The sequence below is a fragment of the Enterobacter sp. 5-4 genome, assembly GCF_000612205.1.
Taxonomy (GTDB): domain Bacteria; phylum Pseudomonadota; class Gammaproteobacteria; order Enterobacterales; family Enterobacteriaceae; genus Enterobacter; species Enterobacter roggenkampii.
Genome location: NZ_JFHW01000009.1, coordinates 78,153 through 100,886 on the forward strand (window position 1 = coordinate 78,153; position 22,734 = coordinate 100,886).

The window sequence follows — 22,734 nt, forward strand, 5'->3', positions numbered from 1 at the left end:
TCAGCATCGTCTGACCTGATGTAACGCCCTGATTGACTCAATCGGCATCGGCTGGCTGAACCAGAAACCCTGCAGTTGATCGCAGCCAGCCAGCCGCAGCAGTTTCATTTGTCTTTCGGTTTCGACCCCTTCGGCGACCACCGCCATCCCCAGCGCGTTGGCGATCCGCACCGTGCCGCTCACCAGCGCGGCCGCCTGTTCATCGTGGTCCACCAGCCCGGCCAGGGATTTATCAATCTTGATGGTGTCGAAGTTAAAACGCCGCAAATAGCCAATGCTGGAATAGCCGGTGCCAAAGTCGTCCAGCGCCACCGCGGTGCCCAGCGCTTTAAGATTGGCTATCGCCATGCGGGCACGCTCCGGGTTTTCCAGCACATAAGACTCCGTGACCTCCAGCTGCAGTCGGTTGGCAGGGAAATGGGTGGTCTCCAGCACGCTGGCCACTTTGTCTTCGAAGGCGGGATCGCGGAATTGTGCGGGAGAAATATTAACGGAAAGCGTTAAGTCACCGTATGGCTGGAGGTCCTGACAGGCGCGCTGCAACACAAACTGGCCCAGTTTGTAAATCAGGCCGCTGGTCTCCGCGATGGCGATGAAGGTATCCGGGCCCAGCGGCCCTTCCGGGCGACGCGGCCAGCGGACTAACGCTTCGACGCTGCTCATTTTCTGGCTGCGGGCGTCAATAATCGGCTGATACCAGACCTCAAACTCATCGCGCTCCAGACCGTTACGGATCTGATTTTCAATCGCCAGCTTGCGCTCACGGGCGCTGTTCAGCTCGGCGTCGTAGTGGGTGATACGCCCTTTCCCGCTCATTTTGGCATGGTACATGGCAATATCGGCGCGACGAAACAGCTCGGAACTGGTGCATTCAATCAGGGTTCCGCTGGCGATCCCGATACTGGCCCCGATATGGATGGTGCGTTCCCCCAGCTGAATCGGGGCGGAGAGAGAATCCAGCACCGACACGGCAAAAGCGGTGGCCTGTGTCTCTGCCTTATCACCGCCGATTGTCATGGCAAACTCATCCCCGCCCATACGCGCCAGCATTCCCCCCGGCGGCACGCGTTCACTCAGCGTTTTCGCAATCGCCACAATGAGATCGTCACCCACGCTGTGGCCGTAGATGTCATTCACGTCTTTAAAGCCATCCAGATCGATAAACACCACGCTTTTGACGTCGATATCTCCGCGTAAGCTCACCCGATCCAGCGCCTCGATGAGCGCTCGCCGGTTCGGCAGATGGCTTAGCCAGTCCGTTCTGGCCACCAGACGCGCCTGGCTTTCTCCGCGCGCAAGCTTGTACAGCCCCACGCTGCTCACCAGAATAAAGAGCAGGATCAGGGCCGATGCCAGCACGACAATCTGGGTGATATCAGAGGATGCCGCCCGGGCGGCCTGCGCTCCCGGAAGCCGTGCCTGCCAGTTAAGATAGCCCAGCAGCTCCCCTGCCGAGCTGCGCAGCGGCATACTCAGTTCGTTAATTTTATCCGGCGTAAAGTGCAGGTTATCGATCTGAAAGGTCGACCCCAGGTCGGATAAAATTCTGGCGTTCAGATGACGGGTGATTACCAGATAGCGGCGCGTTCCGTCGGTCACCTGTAATCTTCCGACCATCGGGCGAATCAGCCCAATACCCACAAAGGCGACGCCGCTTCGCGTTTTGCTGATCCCGGCATAGATATTTTTATCGCCTGATAAGGCGCGCGCGTGCTGAGCAATAAGCGCCTTCAGCCCCTTACCGAAAAAATCGAGATTCGTCTCCTGAAATGGCTGACTTTGAAACGATCCCCAGATGACGTTGAAATGCTCATCAAGCACGAAGGTGCCATCATAGAGGTTGTTGATTTTAAAGCCAGCGCCCCAGGTGTTATACAACCAGTTGGTATCGAGCGTGGGACGGTAGGCCTCCCGCACCGCATCGTCCCAGACGGCGTTATCCAGCACCAGCGAGGAGACGCGGTTGACCGATGTCTGAATGGCCCCCTGCACGGAAAGCGCCGCGCGGTGTTCATCAATTTCATTGGTTTTGGTGCTGATAAGATGCAGGGAAAGATAGAGGAGTGCGACGACGGAGATGATTAAGCCGATGCCCGCCATAAAGACCATGGCAAACAACGTTCTCGCGGTGGGAATATTGCGCCAGCTTAATGTGCGATACATCCGCCATCCTCTTCAGGGTTTTGCTTTTCTAAGCGTAATACAGGCAGCGAATTTCGCTGCCTGTAAAGGATGGCTTTATGAGCGTCAGGCGAGTTTTATCATAATCATACCGGCAAGCAGCAAGATGAGTCCCATCCAGCCCTTGTTGTTTAAACGCTGACCGAAGAGCACCCAGCCTGCGGCCAGCGTGGCGGCGATACCAAAACCGCCCCACAGCGCATAGGCCACCGACAGGTCAATCCCTTTTACCGCCTGGGACAGCGCGCTGAACGCGCCCAGAACCGCGGCAATCGACATCAGGCCGTAGAGCTTACGGCGAAAACCATCGGAGAATTTCAGCAGAACGTTCGCCAGAATTTCCAGCACGATGGCGAACCCCAGCCAGGCCGCATGAACCCACTCAAACTGTTGCATGGTTCTGCTCCTTCTGCACTTTAGACGGCTTACGGGTACCTGATTTAATCAGCACAATACCCGCGACCAGCGTCGTTAATCCGGCGACCTTCATTGTTGTTAATGTTTCGTCAAATATCAGCACGCTGAACAGCGTAATCAACAAAATACCGATCCCTTCCCACAGGGCATACGCGACGCCCAGCGCAATTTTTTTCACCGCAAATGAGAGGAAAATATAAGAAAGCGAAATCATCACCAGCATCAAAATAAAACCGCTATTGCCATCGCTGACGCTTGCCCACTTCATCGACAGCGTGCCGGTAATTTCAGCAATAATAGCCAGTGCTAATAAAATCCAGTAAAACATGTTTTTCTCCTGCTTGAGAATATAATCCATCGTGGCCCGCTGCGTGCAGCAAACCCAAAAATAAGAATTGAAATCAGTCAGCTAAGCGCTTAGCGCCAGCTCAGGCAGAAGAAATGACTAGAGTGCGGTGCGCCAGTGTTGCTCACCAGAAAGCAGGCAGAAAGAGGTGGAGTATACAGCAGTATTGTTTGAAGAGTACGTCCTGAACATATTGTCCATAAAATTACAATTATCCGCGTTGTTGCTTCTCGTCTTTGCGGATGAAAATTGTCCTCGGTAGTTAAACACACCGAATTTGTACCATAAGCCAGGATTTTACTCAAAGTCTTTGCAATTCTTTACCCACCCCGTTTGATTTTGGTTAGTTTATTGCAACGCCTTTCACCTTTATTATAAAAATAACGAAAATTGCGGAGTCACCATGGCTAAACCCATCATTACCCTGAACGGGTTAAAAATTGTCATCATGCTGGGCATGCTGGTGATCATATTGACAGGCGTGCGCTTTGCCGCCGACATTATTGTGCCCTTTATTCTGGCCCTGTTTATTGCGGTGATCCTCAACCCGCTGGTGCAGCGCATGACGCGGCTTCGCATCCCACGCGTGCTGGCCATCACGCTGCTTATCAGCATCATTATTGTGGCGATGGTGCTGCTGGTCGCTTATCTGGGGACCTCGCTCAATGAACTGGCGCGAACGCTGCCGAAATATCGCTCTTCGCTGGCGATCCCCCTGCTGCAGCTGGAGCCCTGGCTGCAGCGCGCGGGGATCGAAGTCTCGGTTGAGGAACTCCTGAAATATATCGACCCCAATGCGGCGATGACGATCGTCACCAGCCTGCTGACGCAGCTTTCCAACGCCATGACCTCCATTTTCCTGCTGTTCTTAACGGTGGTGTTCATGCTGCTGGAGGTGCCCCAGCTGCCGGCAAAGCTGCAGCAGATCATGGTCCGTCCGGTTGAAGGAATGGGGGCGATTCAACGCGCGCTGGACAGCGTCTCCCGCTATCTGGTGCTGAAAACCGCCATTAGCCTGGTGACGGGCCTTGTCGTCTGGGTGATGCTTCTGGCGCTGGACGTCCGTTTTGCGTTCGTCTGGGGGTTACTGGCGTTTGCGCTTAACTACATTCCCAACATCGGCTCCGTGCTGGCGGCGATCCCCCCTATCCTTCAGGTGCTGGTTTTCAGCGGGCTTTATGACGCGCTGATCCTGCTGGCCGGATACCTGGTCATCAATCTGGTGTTCGGTAACATACTGGAACCGCGCATGATGGGCCGGGGCCTGGGGCTCTCCACGCTGGTGGTCTTTTTGTCCCTGATATTCTGGGGCTGGCTGCTCGGGCCCGTTGGGATGCTGCTCTCCGTTCCGCTCACCATCATCGTCAAGATTGGTCTGGAGCAGACGGCGGGCGGGCAAAGTATCGCCGTGCTGCTGAGCGATATGGGTCATAAATAGCCGTCATTCCGCCATCGACAGGAGGGGCTTGCGGGTCCTTCCACCTTCACGATAGGCACTGAGCGCCCTTCGCCACTCCGCCAGCGGGTACACCGTAACGTCGCTGTACTCACTGTCGGGCAACCTCAGCCAGATGCGATCGAACTCCGCGCGCCACGCCTCAACGCTAAGCGCATCCAGACCGTTTCGGATATGGAACCACGCCACGCGCGGCGCAGGCCGCCGCTGTGTGAAGGCTTGCCCGGACAGCAGCCCGTAGCAAACAAACATGCCCGGCTCGGGCATCACGCTGAGGATCGCTTCCGCAAGCGGCCCGCCGGTGGCATCGTAGACGATATCGCTGCGTGCGGCGACGGTGCCGATTCTGTGCGCGTCATGCTGCGCGACAGGCGCGATCCCCATCGCCTCCAGCCGTTCAGCATGCACGGCGGAACGGTGAATGCCGTACACCGCTTCCGCCCCCGCCTGACGCGCCCACTGCCCCAGCAGGATGGCGCAATCGGATCCCGCAGCCGTGAGCAAGACCCGCTTTCCGCGCGGCGGGTAGCGGGTCAGCATCATCTGCGCCGCCAGCGGGTTGATGTAGGCCCGCGCGGCCAGGCGCGAGTCGACAGCGTCCGGAACGGGTATCGCATACTCTGCCGGGCAGTCCACATAGCGCTGCCAGGTGCCCTGACTGCGCAGCGGCAGGACGCGCTTACCCACCAGATGCTTAAACGAGGCGGGCGCCCCGGTGACAACCCCGACACCTTCATATCCCGCGACGGCGGGTAACGGGGTTCGGTGGCGATAGGCGCCGGTGATGGGGATAAGATCGGACGCGTTGACCGGAGAAAACAGCATCCGCACGCGGAGCTGTCCGGGCGCAAGCGCGCCCAGCGGCGCGTTTTCAGGTTGCAGAACAGAGTCTGGCTCGCCAAACCGGCGATACCAGAGGGCCAGGTTTTCCATTACGATCTCAAGGCTGATAGAGGAACTACTCGCGCCAGCCCATTGCCGGTGCGACATGTTTGAGAATAGACTCAATCACGTGCGCATTATAATCCACCCCCAGCTGGTTCGGTACGGTCAGTAAGAGCGTATCCGCCTCGGCAATCGCCTCGTCCTTTTTCAGCTGTTCTACCAGCTTGTCCGGCTCCGCGGCATAGCTGCGCCCGAAGATGGCGCGCGTTTTCTCATCAAGATAACCCACGCTATCGCTGTCGTTGCGGCTGGCACCGAAATACATCCGGTCGCGGTCGTCCATCAGCGCAAAAATACTGCGGCTGACCGACACCCGCGGCTCGCGCGTGTGCCCTGCCTCTTTCCAGGCCTGACGGTACGCGCGGATCTGTTTTGCCTGCTGAATATGGAACGGCTCACCGGTTTCATCGTCCTTCAGGGTTGAGCTTTGCAGGTTCATTCCCAGCTTTGCGGCCCATACGGCCGTCGCATTTGAACCGGCGCCCCACCAGATACGCTCGCGCAGCCCTTCAGAATACGGCTCCAGGCGCAGCAGCCCCGGAGGATTCGGGAACATTGGCTGCGGGTTCGGTTTTGCAAACCCTTCCCCGCGCAGCACATCAAGCAGCACCTCGGTATGACGACGCGCCATATCCGACTCGTTTTCCCCTTCCTGCGGGACATAGCCGAAATGCCGCCAGCCATCAATAACCTGCTCCGGTGAGCCCCGGCTGATGCCCAGCTGCAGGCGACCGCCGGAAATCAGATCCGCCGCGCCCGCATCTTCGGCCATGTACATCGGATTTTCATAGCGCATGTCGATTACGCCGGTGCCAATTTCGATGGTTTTTGTTTTTGCCCCTATAGCGGCCAGCAGAGGGAACGGCGAGCTAAGCTGTCGGGCGAAGTGGTGCACGCGGAAATACGCGCCGTCTGCCCCCAGCTCTTCAGCCGCCACGGCTAAATCGATGGACTGCAGCAGCGTATCGGCCGCCGAGCGCGTGCCGGACTGCGGTGAAGGCGTCCAGTGACCAAAGGATAAAAATCCGATCTTTTTCATAACCCTGTGTCCTGATAATACGTTGCGTTCTGTCCACTTTACGCATTACCCGGTAAGAATAAATGCCGTTTATTTAACGGAATGGTTCAAATAAATTGACATAACTGACGGGTTCGTCACGACGCAACGTTATGGGATATACTCTTCCCCACTCTTTTCATGGCAGGTAAAACCGGCAATGGCTTTGATCCCCAAAAACTACGCGCGGCTGGAAAGCGGCTATCGCGAAAAAGCATTAAAAATTTATCCCTGGGTGTGTGGACGCTGCTCGCGCGAGTTTGTCTATTCCAATCTGCGTGAACTCACGGTTCACCATATCGATCACGACCATACCAACAACCCGGAAGATGGCAGCAACTGGGAGCTGTTGTGCCTGTTTTGCCACGATCATGAGCATTCGAAATACACCGAAGCGGATCAGTACGGCACCACCGTGGTGGCCGGGGAAGACGCGCAAAAAGACGTGGGCGTCGCCACGTTTAACCCGTTTGCCGATTTAAAGGCGATGATGGATAAGAAGAAGTAATCCTCTCGCCCCCTCGCTCACATCATGATCCGCGAATTTAGAATGTCCAGGTGATTGCGGCGGTTGCAGACCCCTCATTGCGCCGCATCACAATCGGGCTATCATTGGCATGGTCGCCAAGCCAGGTATAGTCCGCGCTGAGGACCGTTCCCCAGTGAGCATCGAACTGATGGCTCCAGGTCAGGCTGGTGTCGACGCCGTAAAATCCACCCGGCGCAGCATAGCGGCGATAGCCGGTGCGGCGGCTCTGCTGCTCGCTGACCCCATACCAGGTATTCAGATAACGGCTGTCGCCAAACAGGGCCGCAGACTGAAAGGCTATCGTGTCCCGGTTATTTTGTACCGGGATCAGCGTAACGGAGGCCTGATAGCTTGTCCCCTGACTGTCGGTTAACGGCAGCGTCGCTTTGCCTTCCATGCTCAGCCATTGCGCAGCCTGCCAGCCCACGGCAAGGCCGGTATTCAGGGTGGCATCAATATCCCCCATCCCTTTCAGGTTGTTTGCCCCCTCGCGCCAGCCAGAATTTTTATCAGCCCTTCCGGGGTCGTAGCCCAGCGTGTGTTCGAAATACCAGCCGCTGTCGTTTTGCAGGTCATATCCCACCCCTTTTTGTGCATCAACAAAGAAAGCGCCTTTGCGTCCCTGCAGCACAGGAACCACCTGCCACACCTGCTTGTCTGAGCCTGAGTAACGCGGGGCATATTGCCCTCCCAGCCCGACGGTTAAGGAATCAGACGCGGTGTCATCATCCGCCTGCGCGGCGGATGCCACGACCATCAGAAGCGGGACGGACATATACAGGACTTTTTTTATCGCTATCATACTGCTCTCCTTACAGACGCTGGCGTCTCCTGAGACAGGAACAGCCACACAATGTTGGCGCAGTATGATTTGGCTGAATCAATGAATCGTCGGGATAGTGTTAAGAAATGGTCAAGGTGAACGGATGTTATCCAGAAGAGTGCTGATTATTGAAGATGACGCCGACGCGGCTGGCGTGCTCGAAGCCTATTTACGGCGTGAAAATTACGACGTGACCATTACCGGAGACGGTCTTTCCGGGCTGGATATGGCGCAGCGGTGGAAGCCCGACCTCATCCTGCTGGACGTGATGCTGCCGGGACTTAACGGCACCGAGGTGCTGGCGGGCCTACGTCGTAAAAGCGATGTGCCGGTGATCATGGTCACGGCCATGGGGGATACTCCCGATCGCATTGGTGCCCTGCGTTACGGTGCCGATGATTACGTGGTGAAGCCTTATCATCCGGGCGAAGTGGTGGCGCGGGTGCAGGCGGTGCTGCGGCGCAGCAGTAAAAAAGAGACAGAGGAAAAGATCCTTCGCTGGCAAACGCTGGCGGTGGATGTTGCCGCCATTGTGGCAAGCGTGGACAACGGCGACGACGCGCCTGTGATGCTCGATCTTACGCCAACGGAGTTCTCGCTTCTGGCAACGCTGCTGCGCTCGCCTGCGCACCCGTTTTCCCGCCAGTATTTGCTGGAACACTGTTTGCCAGAAAGCGAGGCGCTGGAGCGCGTTGTCGACACCCATATTTATAACCTGCGTAAAAAACTCGAAGCTGTGGGTATTTCCGGCGTGCTGATCAACGTGCGCGGCGTGGGTTACAGGTTCAGACAGCCATGATAAAAAACCGGCACGCCTCTCTGTGGCGCTGGATTTGCGCGCGCATCCTGGCGCTGGCTATCGGCAGCGTGATCGTCATTGCCACCTGCATGTGGCTGCGCTATGCGGTACAGAACTACTGGATCATGGGCAGGATGCCGCCGGCAGTCCGGCAGGAGTTTCTTACGCTCAGCCAGAACCCGCAGGCCAATCCGGCCCGCTTCCACACGATTGTGGATACCTGGTGGGGCCTGAGCTATTCCACGCCGTCCATCGCCTCAGCGGACTGGGTCACGGTGGCCCTGCTGGTGCTGGTGATGATCCCGTTTATTGTGGTGATGGGGCTCAAACACGCCCGCCCGCTGGCGCTGCAGTTCAGCCGCCTTCGCGATGCGGCAAAGGATGTCGCCGAAGGGCAGTTTGGCCGTCAGGCAGAGCTCATCAAGGATGCACCGGCAGAAATGGTCAGCTTTGCGGCGGACTTTAACTCCATGACGGGGCAACTGGCCCGCTATGAGAAAGAGCTCCGCGCCTCGCACGTCGCGATGGCGCACGAGCTGCGCTCGCCCCTGACGGCCGCCATCGGGCGTCTGCAGGGCATGTTAGACGGCGTGTTTGATGCCAGCCCGGCGCAGCTGGGCATGGTGATGAAACAGCTCCAGCACCTCAACCGCCTCACCGACGAGCTCCACCTTCTCTCTTTGGCCGACGCGGGTAACCTTGTGCTGGAGGACCAGCCGTTCTGTCTGGATGAGCTGATTCAGGAGCGGGCTGCCTGGATCATGCCCCAGGCGGATGCGCATCATTTCAGGATAACGCTGCGTAACCCGCACACCAGCCCCTTCCGGGGCGATGCGTTCCGTATGGGGCAGGTCGTTACTATCCTCATGGAAAATGCGCTACGTTACGGACGCGAAGGCGGCCACCTTGAGGTGGCGCTGCATTACGCCAGCGGGCATTACATCCTCGAATTCACCGATGACGGGCCGGGCGTGTCGCCCCAGTTCTTACCGGAAATGTTTAAACGCTTTAGCCGCGAGGAGCAATCCCGCGCGCGGCATTCCGGCGGCAGCGGCCTCGGTTTGTCCATCGCCCGCGCGATTTGCGAGGCGCATGGGGGTGAGATTAGCGCGTCATTACCGGAAACCGGCGGCCTTGTGGTGCGCATTTTGTTGCCCTGGCATCCGTCCGATAATGAAAATCTCCCCTCTTGATAAAGCCTTGACAGAACATCGAATCTTTCTCGACGTAGCGCGCATTTAATAACGCCATTCCCTTTATGGAGCGGCGTTATGTCAGACGAATTTTTTCTCTCCCTCCGCCACTGCCTGCATCATTTGTACGGCGTGGCGCGCACCCTTTCCTGGCTGCATTTTCTTCCCCTGGCCCTGCTTGCGCTGGCGATTTTTCCGCTGACCGGCTGCGGTGATAAACACGAAAACAAACCTGATCCAGTGCGTAAGGTACGCTACGTCGTCGTTGGCTCCGCACAATCCCTTCCCGCGCTGGAAAGAACCGGTGAGATCCATGCCCACGATGAAACGACCCTGAGCTTTCGCACCGGAGGCCGGATACTGACGCGTAGCGTTGATATTGGCGACCGGGTCACTGCCGGACAGCTGCTGGCCACGCTTGATAATACGACCGGGCAAAACCAGCTGGACAGCGCCGCGGCCGACTATGAAGGCGCCAAAGCCTCTGCCCAGGTCGCCGCGCTTAACGTCAGTCGCATGCAAAAGCTTATGCCAACGGGCGCGATAGCCCGCACGCAGCTCGACAGCGCCCGGGCTGACTGGCTTGTCGCCCGCGCGCGCTTAAAAAGCAGCGAGGCCGCATGGCGAAATGCCCGCGAAAGTCTCGGCTGGACGCGCCTGATCGCTCCGCAAGCGGGCGTCATCACGGCCGTGAGCGCCTCTGCGGGACAGGTTGTCAGCGACGGCCAGTCCGTTCTGACGCTGGCGACCGGGGAAGCTCGCGACGTGGCGTTTGATATTGCCGCGCCCGATGCGATCCCGCCTCTGGATAAAGCGGTGTTGCGGGTTTCCCTTCTCGGCGACCCGTCGGTGCAGGCGTCTGCCGCACTGCGGGATATCACCCCGCAGGCCGATCCTCAGACCCGCACGTGGCGCGTCAGAGCCACCCTGCAAAACCCGCCGGAGGCCATGGCGCTGGGCGCCAGCGTCACCGTGACGTTGCCCTCCGCCGCCCCGCACGGGTACGCGCTTCCCGCGTCGGCGCTGACCCGAGCCGGCGACAAACCGGCGGTTTTTGTGATTACCCCGCAGTCGCGGACACAGCTGCGCGTGGTGGTGCCCGTCGGCTATACAGCCACCTCCGTCATGATTGCCTCCGGCCTTGAGCCCGGCGACAGGGTGATTACGGCGGGCGTGAGCACATTACGACCCGGCGAGCCGGTGATGGCCGGAGAGGTTCAGCCATGAACACAGGATCGGAAGCCCAATTTAACCTCTCCGCCTGGGCGCTGAAGAACCAGCAGATGGTCAGCTTTTTCATGCTGCTGGTGATTGCGATGGGCGTGTTCTGCTATGAGAAGCTGCCGCGTAACGAAGATCCGGCATTCACCATTAAAACGGCCGTCGTCTCCGCACAGTGGCCGGGAGCCTCCGTGACGGATACCACCCGCCTGCTGACCGATACGCTTGAAAAAAAGCTGCAGGAAACGCCCTGGCTGGACTATCTCGAAAGTGAAACCCGTGCCGGACGCACCGTTATCCACGTCAACCTCCGTGACGATACGCCCCCGCAACGCGTGCCCAATATCTGGTATCAGGTTCGCAAAAAAATGCAGGACATCGCGCCGTCCCTGCCCGAAGGGGTGCAGGGTCCTGCCGTGGATGACGAGTTTGACGACACGTTCGGCACAATTTACGCCTTTATTCCCGAAGGCTTCACCCTGCGGGAGGTGCGGGATCGCGCAGAGACAATACGGCGCGAGCTCATGTCCCTGCCGGATATGGGCAAAACCACCCTGCTGGGCGAACAGCAGGAGCAGTGGGTTCTCGCCTTTTCTCCGGCGCGCCTGGCCGGGATGGGGCTGGATATTCAGGACGTTGCCGACGCCCTCCGGGCGCAAAACGCCGTTGTCCCGGCAGGAACGATGCGTACCGGGCAGGAGAACATGGCGATAAAGGTCAGCGGGGCGCTCACCACCGAAGAGAGTTTGCGCGCCGTCACGCTGCACGTTAACAATCGCTATATTCCGCTGACCGACATTGCCACCGTCACCCGGGAAATCGCCGAGCCACCGGCCCCGGCCTACCGGGTGAACGGCAAACCGGCTATCGGGCTGGCGGTGTCGATGGCGCCGACAGGCAACATGCTGCGTTTCGGTGCTGCGCTGAACGCAAAAATGGCGGCCCTCAGCGCCGGGCTGCCGCACGGTATTGAGATGGTGAAAGTCGCCGATCAGTCAGCGGTGGTGAGTGAAGCGGTAAGCGGGTTTATCCGGGTACTTATCGAAGCCGTTGTTATCGTGCTGGCGGTTTCATTTGTCTCGCTGGGTTTGCGGGCCGGACTGGTGGTGGCGACGGCCATTCCGCTGGTGCTTGCCATGACGTTTGTCGGCATGATGCTCGCCGGTATTGGCCTTCAGCGTATCTCGCTCGGGGCGCTGATCATTGCCCTGGGCCTGCTGGTGGATGACGCCATGATCGCCGTCGAAACGATGGTCTCCCGACTGGAAGCGGGGGATTCCCGTCGACACGCGGCCACCTATGCATTCAAAACGACGGCCTTCCCGATGCTCACCGGTACTCTGGTCATGATTGCCGGTTTTATTCCCGTTGGTTTTGCGGCCTCCAGCGCCGGCGAATACTGCTTCTCTCTGTTTGCGGTGGTGCTCATCGCCCTGCTCTGCTCCTGGGCCGTCGCGATCCTGTTTTCGCCGCTAACGGGCACGTGGCTGCTGCCGGAAAAAGTCAGACATCACGCGGCAGGACCGGGACGGATCGCGCGCGGGTATGGACGGCTTTTACGCCTGGCGCTCCGCCACCGGCTCGCTACCGTACTGATTGCGCTTGCCGCGCTGGGGCTGTCAGCGTACGGCACGACGTTTATGCAGGGCGAGTTTTTCCCCGCCTCGGACCGGCCCGAGTTGCTGGTCAGCCTGACGCTTCCGGCCAACGCGTCGCAGCCGGAAACGCTCAGAGAGGTGGAAAAGCTGGAAAAAGCGCTGGCCGACAACAGCAATATCGATCGCTTTTCGACGTACGTTGGCTCAGGCGCCATCCGTTTTTACCTGCCGATGGACGTGCTGCTGGAAAATGAAAATATCGCCCAGATGGTTGTGGTCGCGAAGGATCTTGCGGCGCGGGATCGTCTGCACGCACAGCTCAACACGATCCTGGCGACGCAATTTAGCGACATCATCACCCGCGTGTCGCCCCTTGAGCTGGGGCCTCCCGTCGGCTGGCCCATCAAATACCGGGTGAGCGGGCCGGATTATCTGCAGGTCCGGGCGCTTGCGCACCGTCTCACGGACGCGATTGGCCGCTCCCCGTTCTCACGCGACGTTAACCAGACGGCCGGAGAGCCGGAGAGGGTCATCACCCTTAAGGTGAATCAGACGGCGGCCAGAGCGGCGGGAATATCGTCAGAAAGCCTCGCCCGCACGCTCAATACCGTCTGGTCCGGCAGCGTTGTCACGTCCATCAGAGATAATGACCGCCTTGTCGACGTGGTGCTCAGGGCCGAGGACAGCGCGCGCCAGAGCACCGCCACCCTCTCCTCACTCACGATTCAGGGGAATGACGGTAAAAAAATTCCGCTCAGCGCCGTCGCAACGCCGGTCTGGGGCGTGGACGATCCGGTCATCTGGCGCCGCCAGCGCGTGCCCTTTATCACGGTGCAAACCGACCTCGCCCCGGGGCTGAGGGCTGAAGCGGTATCCGCCGCGCTGCGTCCGGCGGTCGATAAACTGCGCGCGAGCCTGCCCGCAGGTTACAGCATTGAAGAAGGCGGCGCGGTTGCCGAATCGGATAAGGGGAACAGCTCCGTCTTTACCGTTCTTCCGGTCACGCTGGTCATCATGCTGTTGCTGCTGATGCTTCAGCTGCGGCGATATTCCCGGATGCTGCTGGCGCTCCTGATGGCCCCGTTTGGTTTACCGGGGATCGTGCTGGCTATGCTTCCCGGCGGCACGCCGATGGGGTTTGTCGCGCTGCTGGGCGTCATCGCCCTGGCGGGGATGATCGCGCGTAACGCGGTGATATTGATTAGCGAGGTTGACAGCAATCTTGCTCAGGGGATGGCAAATAATGCCGCGATTATGGCGGCCGCGGAGCACCGGGCCAGACCCATCTGTCTGACCGCCTGTGCCGCCATTCTGGGGATGATCCCCATCTCTCACCAGGTCTTCTGGGGCCCAATGGCCTATGCCATCATCGGCGGGCTGCTGGCTGCGACGCTGGTGACGCTGACCGTGTTACCCGCGTCGTTTAGCCTGCTGTTACAGTGGGGGGCTCAGCGCAAAGCCGCAGCCGACGGGCCGGGCTGAGTCCCCATCTTTCTCCGATTACGCGGCGGTCAGCGCAAAACGGTCTTTCAGGACATGGCGGATGTCCTCCTCCGCCAGCTGCCGCGTTTCAGTGCCGTTCGCCGTGATGGTTTTCAGCATATCGCCCAGCAAAATCTGGCGCCCTTCCGGGCTGTGCTGCACCACCACCCGCTTCTGCACAAAAATAGCCTCAGGATGCGTGGAGTTCAGGTAGTTGGCCGGGACAAAATCAATCCACTCCTGAGGCGTGAGATCGAAGCCGTATTGTCGGGCCCATTCGCCTTCCACCTTCGCCTCAAGCAAATACTCGCCCTCCGCGCTGCGGCTCAGGCGAAACCTGTCGAAATCCTGGGTGATTTCCACGTCAAGCGTGTCCAGCGCCATTGGCGCGCGGATGCCGTAGCTGCCGAAGCCGAGATCGCAAAGCCACTGGCGGCTCTCCACCTCGGCGATGAGCGCCATATGGGTTTTCGGACGCCGCGCGGGGTAGAACATCGGGCGCGCCGCCACGAAACGGTAAGGAATGCCAAGTGCTTCCAGCGCCATGGCAAAAAGCCCGTTAACCTCATAGCAGTACCCGCCGCGCCCTTTCTTTAACACCTTCTCGGCAATGTCGTCTGGTGCCAGCGAGACAATTTTCCCCGCCTGCACGTCCAGATTTTCAAAGGGAACGGAAAAGAGCTGATGACGCATCAGCGCATGCAGGGTGGTCGTATCGGCCGCCGCCGGTCCGGTGTAGTTTATGCGTTTGAAATACGAGGAAATGTCGAAATTATCGCTGTGCATAATGCCTCCTTGTCCTGAACATGCCGGACACTATAGATGGCGCACATCATTGGCTGTATAGTCAGTTTTATCGAAAATTAGCCTGAACAGATACCCATGTCTGCCCCCTCCCCACACTATCGCCGGATTGCTGAGCGTCTGCGCCTCACGCTCTCTTCAGGCGCATTGCGAGTCGGTGACCGGATGATCTCCGCGCGTAAACTGGCCGAACGCGAGCACGTGAGCCTTCCGACGGCGCTGGAGGCCCTTCGCTGCCTTGAGGCTGAAGGGCTGATCGTTGCGCGACCGCGTTCAGGTTATTACATCCGCCAGATCAGCCTCCCTCCGCGCGTAGAGCCCGCGCGTTCCACGCCGGGCCCGGTGCCCGTGACTATGTCCGCCGTGGCCCGCTCGCTGTTCAGCAGCGCAGAAGCCCGCCTGGTCCCGCTGGGCGCCGCCCTGCCCGATCCCGCGTGGCTGCCCGGGGAGGCGCTACAGCGGGCGTTACACTCCGTGGGCCGTCGTCTGGACGCGCATGGGCAGAGCTACAGCCTGCCGCCGGGAAGGCGTGATTTACGAAGCAAGATTGCGGCGCGTGCTGCGCAGTGGGGAGCCCGCTTCGGCGCGGACGATCTGATTATTACCGCAGGCGCGACGCAGGCGCTGCGCCTGGCCCTGCGGGCCGTGTGTCAGCCAGGTGATGTGGTGGCGGTGGAGCAGCCCGCCTACTTTGGCACGCTCCTGCTGCTGGAGGATTTAGGCCTGAAGGCGTTAGAAATCCCCACCGATCCTGCTGAAGGTCTGTTACTGGAACCGCTGGCTGACGCCATCCGCTGCCACCGTCCCGCGGCCGTCCTGGCCTCGCCCACCGTGCAAAACCCATTGGGTGCCAGCATGCCCGTCGCGCGCAAGCAGGAACTGGTTGCTCTGCTTGAAGAAGCCGGTATTCCTCTGATTGAGGACGACGTTTACGGTGACCTGGTCGGTGACGGGCAACGTCCTCCGGCCTGCAAAGCCTTCGACCAGAACGGGAATGTGATTTACTGCAGCTCCCTGTCTAAAACGCTTGCACCGGGGTGGCGAATCGGCTGGATTGCCGCCGGACGCTATTACCCGCAGGTCTTGCAGGCCCGCATGGCCGGAGACTGGGCCGGCGCGCCGCTGCTGGAAGCCGCGACGAGCGAGATGCTGGCAAACGGCGACTACGACCGTCACCTGCGGCGGCTAAAGCGGCGGATCGCAGAGGGAATCGCCGCCGTCGTGGCGCGGGTCAAGGCCAGTTTTCCCCCCGGTACCCGCGTAAACGTCCCCGCAGCTGGCTTTCTGCTGTGGGTCGAACTTCCTCCGCAGGTCAACGCGCTGGAGGTGCATCGCCGCGCGCTGGCGCGGGGTATTGGCGTCAGCCCCGGCCCCCTGTTTTCCCCTGGCGCAGAACTCACGCACTTTCTGCGGCTAAACTGTGCAAACGAACCGACGCCCCGCCTGCTCACTGCCGTGGAGCAGATTGGTGCGCTATGCCATGAGCTGGCCGCTTTCACACCAGACTCTCCAGCCATTCGGTAAATACCCGTACCTTGCGGGAGAGATGACGATGTGGGTAGAGCAGTGACAGTTTGCGGTCCGGCGAACGATATTCAGGCAGGACCTCAACCAGCAGGCCGCGGTCAATGTAAGGCTGGAGAAAGAGATTCATTCCCTGCATTACCCCCAGCCCGGCCAGGCCTGCCGCGATGTAGGCCTCGGAGTTATCCACCACGAGCTTACCGGGTAGCGCGATCTCCGCAACGCCCTCTGGCGTGGTAAACGTCCACGGCTGAACGTGCCTGCTGCTGTTGTTAATCCAGTTAATCGCCTGATGCTTGCGTAAATCCTCCAGCGTTTCTGGCGTACCGTGTTCAGCCAGCCAGGCCGGGCTGGCGCAGGTCGTGATTTTAATGTTCCCGATTTTACGCGCGATATAGTCGCCGTCGTCCAGCTCGCCCACCCGCAGCACGCAGTCCAGACCGTCCCGCAGCATATCCCGACGGCGGTCAGAGCTGCTCAGGATGATGTCGATATCAGGATGCTGACGATAAAAATCAGGCAGGTTGGGTATCACCCGCAGCGCCGCAAAAGAGATGGGCATATCCACACGCAGCTGGCCGTGTATCGGTCGATCGGCGCCAAACGACTCCAGTAATTCGTCCGCCTGCGCCAGCAGAGGTTTACTGCGGCGATAAAAGGCTTCCCCATCCGGCGTCAGGCTAATCCGACGCGTGGTGCGCTGCAGGAGCCGCGTGCCGCTGTGTTGTTCCAGAAGCTGCAGCGCTTTGGTCACTGCCGGGCGATGGACCTGCAGATTTTCCGCCGCCTGGGTAAGGCTCCCCGAGTCGACAATTTCAATAAAAATCCGAATAGATTCAAAGAGGTTTATTTGCATAAGGGATGTCTTGCCGCGAGCGGGAGAAAATGATTGTTATTAATTTTATAACAGTGATGAATGTTTTTGGCTATTTTTCCTAACAATCTTCCTCTCTACACTCTCCCTCATTCAAACGTATGGGAGAGTCTGCTATGAAAAATAACCGTATCTGTCAGATCCTGGGTATCGAAAAGCCCGTTATTCAGGGACCGTTATCCTGGCTTACTGATGCCCGTTTAGTGGCCGCGGTCAGCAATGCCGGAGGACTCGGCGTGCTGGGCCCCAACGCCGGTTTAACCGCCGATACCGCGGTCTCCACGCCGGAAGAGACCGCCGAAAAAATGCGGGAAGAAATTCGGAAAACCAAACGGCTGACCGAAAAACCCTTCGGCGTGAACTTGATCCCCACCGCCGTTAATGACGTCTGGACCGGGCCAATTCTTAAGGTGGTAAAAGAGGAAGGCGTCAGGGCCGTGGTGTATACGGGCTATGGGGAAGGCAGCATTATTCCCGCGCTGTTCAATGAGTTAAAAGAGGCAGGTATCGCCATTATCTACCGCGACATCAATCCCACGCCGGAAAATACCCTTCTGGCTGAAGAAATGGGGGCTGACATCATCGTCGCCACCGGTTTTGACGAAGGCGGGACGTTACCCGCGACGGCGCTGGGGACCTTTTCCATCGTGCCGCTGATTGCCGACGCCGTGAAGCACGTCCCGGTGATGGCCGCGGGCGGTATTACCGATAATCGCACCGCCAGAGCGGCGCATGCATTGGGGGCGGAAGGCGTGTTTGCCGGTTCGGTCTTTATCAGTACCGAAGAAAGCCGCGTGCCGCAGGGGGTCAAAGAGAAAATTGTTGCCGCCAACGGTCTGGACCTGCTGCTTTTCCGTACCATCCCCCACTACTATCGTTCTCTTCCCGGCAAACTGGCGGAAAAACTGGCGGCGATGGATAAAGCGGGCGCAAGCAACGAAGCGCTGGGCAAGGCGATGGGCGGATTACGGGGCCTGCGCCTGGGCATGCTGGAAAATAATACCGATGAAGGATATATCGCGCTCGGCACGGGGATCGGGAATATCCGCAGCGTGAAAAGCGTGGCCGAGGTTGTCGATGCGTTAACGGTTGAGTAAGCCCTTAACCCTGATGCTATGGACGCTGCACAGGAGCAGCGTCCGCAAACCGTCTGCGGTTCTTTTTCATAGATTGAGGATTGCGCGTTCTTTAACCACAGCGTCAGGATTGGCACGTTTTACCGCTATCAGAAAAGCCGTGAAGTTATGATTCCAGAGGGTGAGATTGTTATAAAACTGCACCTGCTTTTCATTTGCACCATCACGGTAAATAACAATCCAGACCCGTCTGCTGTTTATCTCTGTATTCCCCGGTCTGATTTTAATGATGTTAGCCAGCGCAATTTTACGGGTGGCGTTGTTTTTAACTTCATATAAAAACTGGTCATCATAAAACCAGGTTTTACCTGCATTTCCGCCAAATATTGAGGGACTGGCAGAGATCTTTTTCATCCCGTTACAGTCTGAAATGATACGTTTTGCCTGGCGAATGCGTCTGACCAAAAAGCTTAACAGAATGAGAAGCGCAATGAGGGGCAGAGCGACTGATATCATTTTTAGACTTTCGTGCATATCCCTGCCCCACAATACATTCATTTTAACGCGTGAGTATAACGCGCCGATCGTTGATGACAACAACCCTTACGGTCAGGGAATAATCCGCGCGGCTCTCAACTGCGCGAACAGGTGGAAAAACATCTCATCCGTCGCCTGCATTTGCGTAAAGCCCGCCCTGCGCAGCTTGCTCCCGTCACCAAACATGTCGTAGTCCCAGCTAAAGACAAAATCGGCAAACCGCCCGTCGCTCAGCTGCAGAATATCCGCTTCCACCAGCCGCTCTCCGGCAAGCTCGCGCCATACGCCGCGATAGTCCGTAAACAGCTGATGAAATGACAGCCTCACCGGCGGTGCAGAGTCCAGGTCAAACCAGCGTGCGATGCGCGGCCAGAGCTCGCTCCAGCGCCAGATATCGCCATTATTCACGTTGAACGCCTGATTCTGTGCCGCAGGTGACGCGGCGGCCCACAGAGTGGCGTCGGCCAGCAGACCGGCGTCTGTATGGTCAACGATACTGTGCCAGGTCTGTTCCGAACCGGGAAAACGCAACGGTAAACCCAGCGCCTTGCACAGGGAGGCGTACAGGGCAATGCTCAGCGCAAGGTTCATGGCATTGCCCGGTACCGCACTCCCTACCACGCCCGGCCTGATGGCATTCCAGTGCCAGCGCTTTCCCCGCTGAAACTGGCTGAGCCACGCAAGCTGCGCGGCGTTAAATTCGGCACCCGGTACGCCGGGATCGCTTTCGCGCGCCGGGGTTTTAAACGGTCCCAGATGCGCGCCGTAGACCTTGTACCCCTGCATCAGGCTTACCGTCTGCAAAGGTGCCGTTTTTTCGAGGATGCTGACCAGATTACGCAGCATGGTGACGTTCGGCTCAACCATGTCTTCCCAGTTCGCCGCGTTCGCCCAGGCGCTGTAAAAGAGATGGGTGGCACCGTCCAGGGAGCGCAGCGCCCGGGCGCTGTCCTTTTCATCCAGTAAATCGATCTTGACCATCGGAATGCCGTCAGGATGCGACCCGGCATGGCGGCTAAGGCCGATCACCTGCCACTGATGGTGCAGGAGCGTGTTGACCATCTGTCTGCCGACAATGCCGCTGGCGCCCGCGACCAGGGCGACGTTGTGTTGCTGCCTATTATTCATGGTATTTCTCCGGAAAGGGTGACAGACGCAGTGTGATATATTATTTTTTCTGGAGATATCCCATGAAACCGATGGCACTTATAAGCAAAATCATTAAATGAATAATAAGCTCAATGCCATTTCTACTTTTCTGCGCGTCGCTGAAGCGGGCTCGTTTTCAGCGGCTGCCCGTCAGACCGGTATTAAGCAGTCCGCCGTCAGTCAACAGATCGCGGCGCTTGAGGAAGAGCTTGGCGTGGTACTGCTGCACCGTACGACGCGTACGATGAAGCTGACCGAACAAGGGGAACGCTACCGGCGTGATATGCAGCTCGTGCTGGACGCCATGGGGGAAGCGGAGAGGCGTTTACATCCTGTCGATCATAGCGTTCAGGGACGCGTCCATGTCCAGTTGCCGAGCGGCCTGGGGCAGATCATTTTGCCGCATCTGCTGGCGCTACAGCGCCTGCATCCCGAACTGCAGCTGATGCTTTCCCTGGATGACCGCCTTGCCGATCTGGTGGCGGAGGGCGTGGATGTCGCGATACGGCTGAGCAGCGAGCCTCCGCAGGCGCACGCGGCTCGCGTGCTGGGGCGTATTGAAGCTGCACTGTTTGCCGCTCCCGGTTTTCAGGCGGTACACGCGGTCAGCGAACTGGCGACGCTCCCACACGTGCGGTTCAGCGGCATTCCGCTGGATGCCCCCCTGCGCCTGATGTCTGACGAGGAAACGGTCGAGGTCAACGTGAATACTGTTTTCCGTGCCAACACCAGCGACGCGCTGCTGCAGGCGCTGGAATCCGGCATGGGTATCGGCGGCATGCAGCGACCGCTCGTGGCCAGGGCTCTGCAGGCGGGCACGCTGGTACCGGTGCTGCCCGACTGGCGGTTACCCGATCGCTTCCTCTATGCCGTTTATCCTGATGCCCGCTTTATTCCGCAGCGCGTCAGAAAGGTCGTCAGCGTGATTGAGCAATTACTGCCTGAGATCGCGACCCACAACGCCACAAAATAACCGCCTTTTACCTCGCCACCGGTAAATCCGCGTACCGCGTCGTATAGGCCGGTGACAACATCTCTCGCTTCATGGCCCACGGTTTCTCAATCCCCTGCCCGGCGAACCATATCTTCCCTTTGCCGGAGTGATTGACGCTGTCGATCATCTCCATCAGCGCCGCGCTGTTGGCGCGCAGGCGATTGTCGTCAAACAGATTAAGCTGAGCGACACCGCTGCTGAAAAAGTCCGCCAGCATGACCCCGGCCTTCATATAGCGATACCCGTCGAGCCATATCCGCCCCAGCGCCTCCGTGGCGGCACGGATGATATCCCGCGAGTCATTGGTGGGCGTCATCAGGGTGACCGAAGCCTGATTACCGTAATAAATTTCGTTGTCCGCATGCGGGCTGGTGCGCACAAACACGCTGATAAAACGACAGTATTGATGCTCGCCGCGCAGTTTCTCTGCGGCGCGTTCCGCGTAGGCGCAAATCGCCTGGTGCATCTCTTCATATTGCGTAATGCGATGACCAAACGAACGGCTACAGATGATTTGCTGCTTCGTGGGGGTGTACTCTTCCAGGTCAAGACAGGGCTCACCGCGAAGCTCGCGCGCCGTACGCTCCAGCACCACGTTAAAATGTTTGCGAATGACCCACGAGGAGGCCTCCGCCAGTTCCAGCGCCGTGGTAATCCCCATCGCGTTCAGTTTTTTCGTGATGCGCCGCCCTACGCCCCATACCTCCTCTACCGGAACCTTTGCCAGCAGTTTACGCTGCCGCTCGCGGCCTGACAGATCGACCACGCCGCCGGTACTGGCCCAGCGTTTCGCCGCATAGTTGGCCAGCTTCGCCAGCGTTTTTGTCGGGGCAATGCCGACGCCAACGGTTAAACCCGTGTTTTTAAAGACCTGCGTGCGCATCTGGTGTCCGAACGCGTCCAGCGACATGCAGTTACCGATCCCTGAAACGTTCACGAACGCCTCGTCAATCGAGTAAATTTCTATGGCAGGAGCCAGATCCGTCAGCGTCTGCATCACCCGACTGCTGAGGTCGGCATACAGCGCATAGTTCGAACTGAAGACGTAAACCCTCGCCGGAAAAAGCTTCTCTTTGAATTTAAAATAGGGCTCACCCATTTTTATGCCGAACTGCTTTGCCTCCCGCGAGAGTGAAATGATGCAGCCGTCGTTGTTGGACACCACCACGATGGGCTTCCCCTCCAGATCGGGGCGGAATACCTTCTCGCAGGAGGCATAGAAGCTGTTCACATCAACCAGCGCGAACATGTTTATGCGTTTTAAGCGTGTGGGTGACGACGCCGAAGATCTGTAGCTCCTCTTCGGACTGAAAGGTAATCGGCTGATAGCGGGCGTTATGTGGCAACAGCCTCAGCACCGGGCGCGTCTGTAGCTCTTTCACCGTAAACTCACCGGCGACCGACGCCACGACGATATCCCCATGTTCGGCATTTAACGAGCGGTCAACCACCAGCAGATCGCCGTCGCCAATCCCCGCGCCAATCATGGAGTCTCCACTCACCTTGATAAAATAGGTCGCACTGGGGTGCCTCACTGCCAGCCGGTTAAGATCGAGACGATCCTCCACATAATCCTGCGCCGGGCTGGGAAACCCACAGGCAACACGTTCTAAAAACAAAGGTAGTTCAATGATTTGTTTTGGTTGATAAGAAAAGAGAGTGTCCATGATGCCTTTCTCGCCACATACTGTATATAAATACAGTATTACGGATTATGGTCAGGGATCAA

21 protein-coding genes are annotated in these 22,734 nt (G+C 58.5%); 9 read left to right on the top strand and 12 right to left on the bottom strand.

Features of this window, described 5'->3' with window-relative positions; translation table 11 throughout:
* The 3 genes from AA74_RS0104770 to mdtJ form a co-directional block, all read right to left on the bottom strand.
* The gene (locus AA74_RS0104770; RefSeq protein ID WP_023292589.1) at positions 1–2,163 is read right to left on the bottom strand and encodes a bifunctional diguanylate cyclase/phosphodiesterase; all 2,163 of its coding nucleotides are present in this window, start codon (positions 2,161–2,163) and stop codon (positions 1–3) included.
* 84 nt (positions 2,164–2,247) lie between these two features.
* The gene (gene mdtI / locus AA74_RS0104775; protein ID WP_008502462.1) at positions 2,248–2,577 is read right to left on the bottom strand and encodes a multidrug/spermidine efflux SMR transporter subunit MdtI; all 330 of its coding nucleotides are present in this window, start codon (positions 2,575–2,577) and stop codon (positions 2,248–2,250) included.
* A complete protein-coding gene (mdtJ, locus tag AA74_RS0104780) occupies positions 2,564–2,926 on the bottom strand; it encodes a multidrug/spermidine efflux SMR transporter subunit MdtJ (RefSeq protein ID WP_025911476.1) in 363 nt (120 codons plus the stop codon). The genes mdtI and mdtJ overlap by 14 nt, the downstream gene beginning before the upstream one ends.
* A 421-nt stretch (positions 2,927–3,347) precedes the next feature.
* On the opposite strand from mdtJ, the gene AA74_RS0104785 reads away from it, so the two are divergent.
* The gene (locus AA74_RS0104785) at positions 3,348–4,382 is read left to right on the top strand and encodes an AI-2E family transporter (RefSeq protein ID WP_025911478.1); all 1,035 of its coding nucleotides are present in this window, start codon (positions 3,348–3,350) and stop codon (positions 4,380–4,382) included.
* Positions 4,383–4,385: 3 nt separating this feature from the next.
* Here the strand turns inward: AA74_RS0104785 and AA74_RS0104790 are convergent, their stop codons facing one another.
* Positions 4,386–5,333, bottom strand: coding sequence for a zinc-dependent alcohol dehydrogenase family protein (locus AA74_RS0104790; RefSeq protein ID WP_025911480.1), 948 nt, complete (start codon positions 5,331–5,333; stop codon positions 4,386–4,388).
* Between the two features lie 25 nt (positions 5,334–5,358).
* Entirely contained in the window at positions 5,359–6,384 is a 1,026-nt protein-coding gene (locus AA74_RS0104795) for an LLM class flavin-dependent oxidoreductase (RefSeq protein WP_025911482.1), read from the bottom strand.
* A gap of 178 nt (positions 6,385–6,562) precedes the next feature.
* Between AA74_RS0104795 and yajD the strand changes: the two genes are divergently transcribed.
* Complete coding sequence (gene yajD / locus AA74_RS0104800; protein ID WP_003857471.1) at positions 6,563–6,910, top strand: HNH nuclease YajD; 348 nt, start codon at positions 6,563–6,565, stop codon at positions 6,908–6,910.
* 37 nt (positions 6,911–6,947) lie between these two features.
* Here the strand turns inward: yajD and AA74_RS0104805 are convergent, their stop codons facing one another.
* Positions 6,948–7,733, bottom strand: a complete 786-nt coding sequence (locus tag AA74_RS0104805; RefSeq protein ID WP_025911486.1) for a MipA/OmpV family protein — start codon at positions 7,731–7,733, stop codon at positions 6,948–6,950.
* A 124-nt stretch (positions 7,734–7,857) separates the two neighbouring features.
* Between AA74_RS0104805 and AA74_RS0104810 the strand changes: the two genes are divergently transcribed.
* From AA74_RS0104810 to AA74_RS0104825, 4 genes are all read left to right on the top strand, one after another.
* Positions 7,858–8,553, top strand: coding sequence for a response regulator (locus tag AA74_RS0104810; protein WP_025911487.1), 696 nt, complete (start codon positions 7,858–7,860; stop codon positions 8,551–8,553).
* Entirely contained in the window at positions 8,550–9,746 is a 1,197-nt protein-coding gene (locus AA74_RS0104815) for a cell wall metabolism sensor histidine kinase WalK (RefSeq protein WP_025911490.1), read from the top strand. Before AA74_RS0104810 ends, AA74_RS0104815 begins: the two co-directional genes overlap by 4 nt.
* Positions 9,747–9,824: 78 nt before the next feature.
* Positions 9,825–10,973 (top strand): efflux RND transporter periplasmic adaptor subunit, encoded by a 1,149-nt coding sequence (locus AA74_RS0104820; protein ID WP_025911492.1) that lies wholly within the window; start codon positions 9,825–9,827, stop codon positions 10,971–10,973.
* The gene (locus tag AA74_RS0104825; protein ID WP_025911494.1) at positions 10,970–14,047 is read left to right on the top strand and encodes an efflux RND transporter permease subunit; all 3,078 of its coding nucleotides are present in this window, start codon (positions 10,970–10,972) and stop codon (positions 14,045–14,047) included. Before AA74_RS0104820 ends, AA74_RS0104825 begins: the two co-directional genes overlap by 4 nt.
* Positions 14,048–14,065: 18 nt before the next feature.
* Here AA74_RS0104825 and AA74_RS0104830 read toward each other — a convergent pair whose 3' ends face one another.
* Positions 14,066–14,833, bottom strand: coding sequence for an arylamine N-acetyltransferase (locus AA74_RS0104830; protein WP_025911496.1), 768 nt, complete (start codon positions 14,831–14,833; stop codon positions 14,066–14,068).
* Positions 14,834–14,929: 96 nt separating this feature from the next.
* Here AA74_RS0104830 and AA74_RS0104835 point away from each other — a divergent pair, with 96 nt between their 5' ends.
* A complete protein-coding gene (locus AA74_RS0104835) occupies positions 14,930–16,375 on the top strand; it encodes a PLP-dependent aminotransferase family protein (RefSeq protein WP_025911498.1) in 1,446 nt (481 codons plus the stop codon).
* On the opposite strand, the gene AA74_RS0104840 is transcribed toward AA74_RS0104835, so the two are convergent.
* On the bottom strand, positions 16,347–17,231 hold the full coding sequence (locus AA74_RS0104840; RefSeq protein ID WP_023292599.1) for a LysR family transcriptional regulator: 885 nt from the start codon (positions 17,229–17,231) through the stop codon (positions 16,347–16,349). The two genes, AA74_RS0104835 and AA74_RS0104840, sit on opposite strands and share 29 nt — an antisense overlap.
* Positions 17,232–17,365: 134 nt before the next feature.
* Here AA74_RS0104840 and AA74_RS0104845 point away from each other — a divergent pair, with 134 nt between their 5' ends.
* A complete protein-coding gene (locus tag AA74_RS0104845; RefSeq protein WP_025911502.1) occupies positions 17,366–18,346 on the top strand; it encodes a nitronate monooxygenase family protein in 981 nt (326 codons plus the stop codon).
* A gap of 66 nt (positions 18,347–18,412) precedes the next feature.
* Here the strand turns inward: AA74_RS0104845 and AA74_RS0104850 are convergent, their stop codons facing one another.
* Positions 18,413–18,859 carry a hypothetical protein gene (locus AA74_RS0104850; protein WP_025911504.1) on the bottom strand — a complete coding sequence of 149 codons (447 nt, stop codon included), beginning with the start codon at positions 18,857–18,859 and terminating at the stop codon, positions 18,413–18,415.
* 75 nt (positions 18,860–18,934) lie between these two features.
* Positions 18,935–19,990, bottom strand: coding sequence for an SDR family oxidoreductase (locus tag AA74_RS0104855; protein WP_025911506.1), 1,056 nt, complete (start codon positions 19,988–19,990; stop codon positions 18,935–18,937).
* A gap of 97 nt (positions 19,991–20,087) precedes the next feature.
* On the opposite strand from AA74_RS0104855, the gene AA74_RS0104860 reads away from it, so the two are divergent.
* Positions 20,088–20,984 carry a LysR family transcriptional regulator gene (locus tag AA74_RS0104860; protein ID WP_008500530.1) on the top strand — a complete coding sequence of 299 codons (897 nt, stop codon included), beginning with the start codon at positions 20,088–20,090 and terminating at the stop codon, positions 20,982–20,984.
* Positions 20,985–20,991: 7 nt separating this feature from the next.
* Here the strand turns inward: AA74_RS0104860 and umuC are convergent, their stop codons facing one another.
* Together umuC and umuD are read right to left on the bottom strand one after the other, a co-directional pair.
* Positions 20,992–22,254 carry a translesion error-prone DNA polymerase V subunit UmuC gene (gene umuC, locus AA74_RS0104865; protein WP_008500531.1) on the bottom strand — a complete coding sequence of 421 codons (1,263 nt, stop codon included), beginning with the start codon at positions 22,252–22,254 and terminating at the stop codon, positions 20,992–20,994.
* A complete protein-coding gene (umuD, locus tag AA74_RS0104870; protein ID WP_008500532.1) occupies positions 22,238–22,672 on the bottom strand; it encodes a translesion error-prone DNA polymerase V autoproteolytic subunit in 435 nt (144 codons plus the stop codon). The genes umuC and umuD overlap by 17 nt, the downstream gene beginning before the upstream one ends.
* Positions 22,673–22,734: the final 62 nt, after the last annotated feature.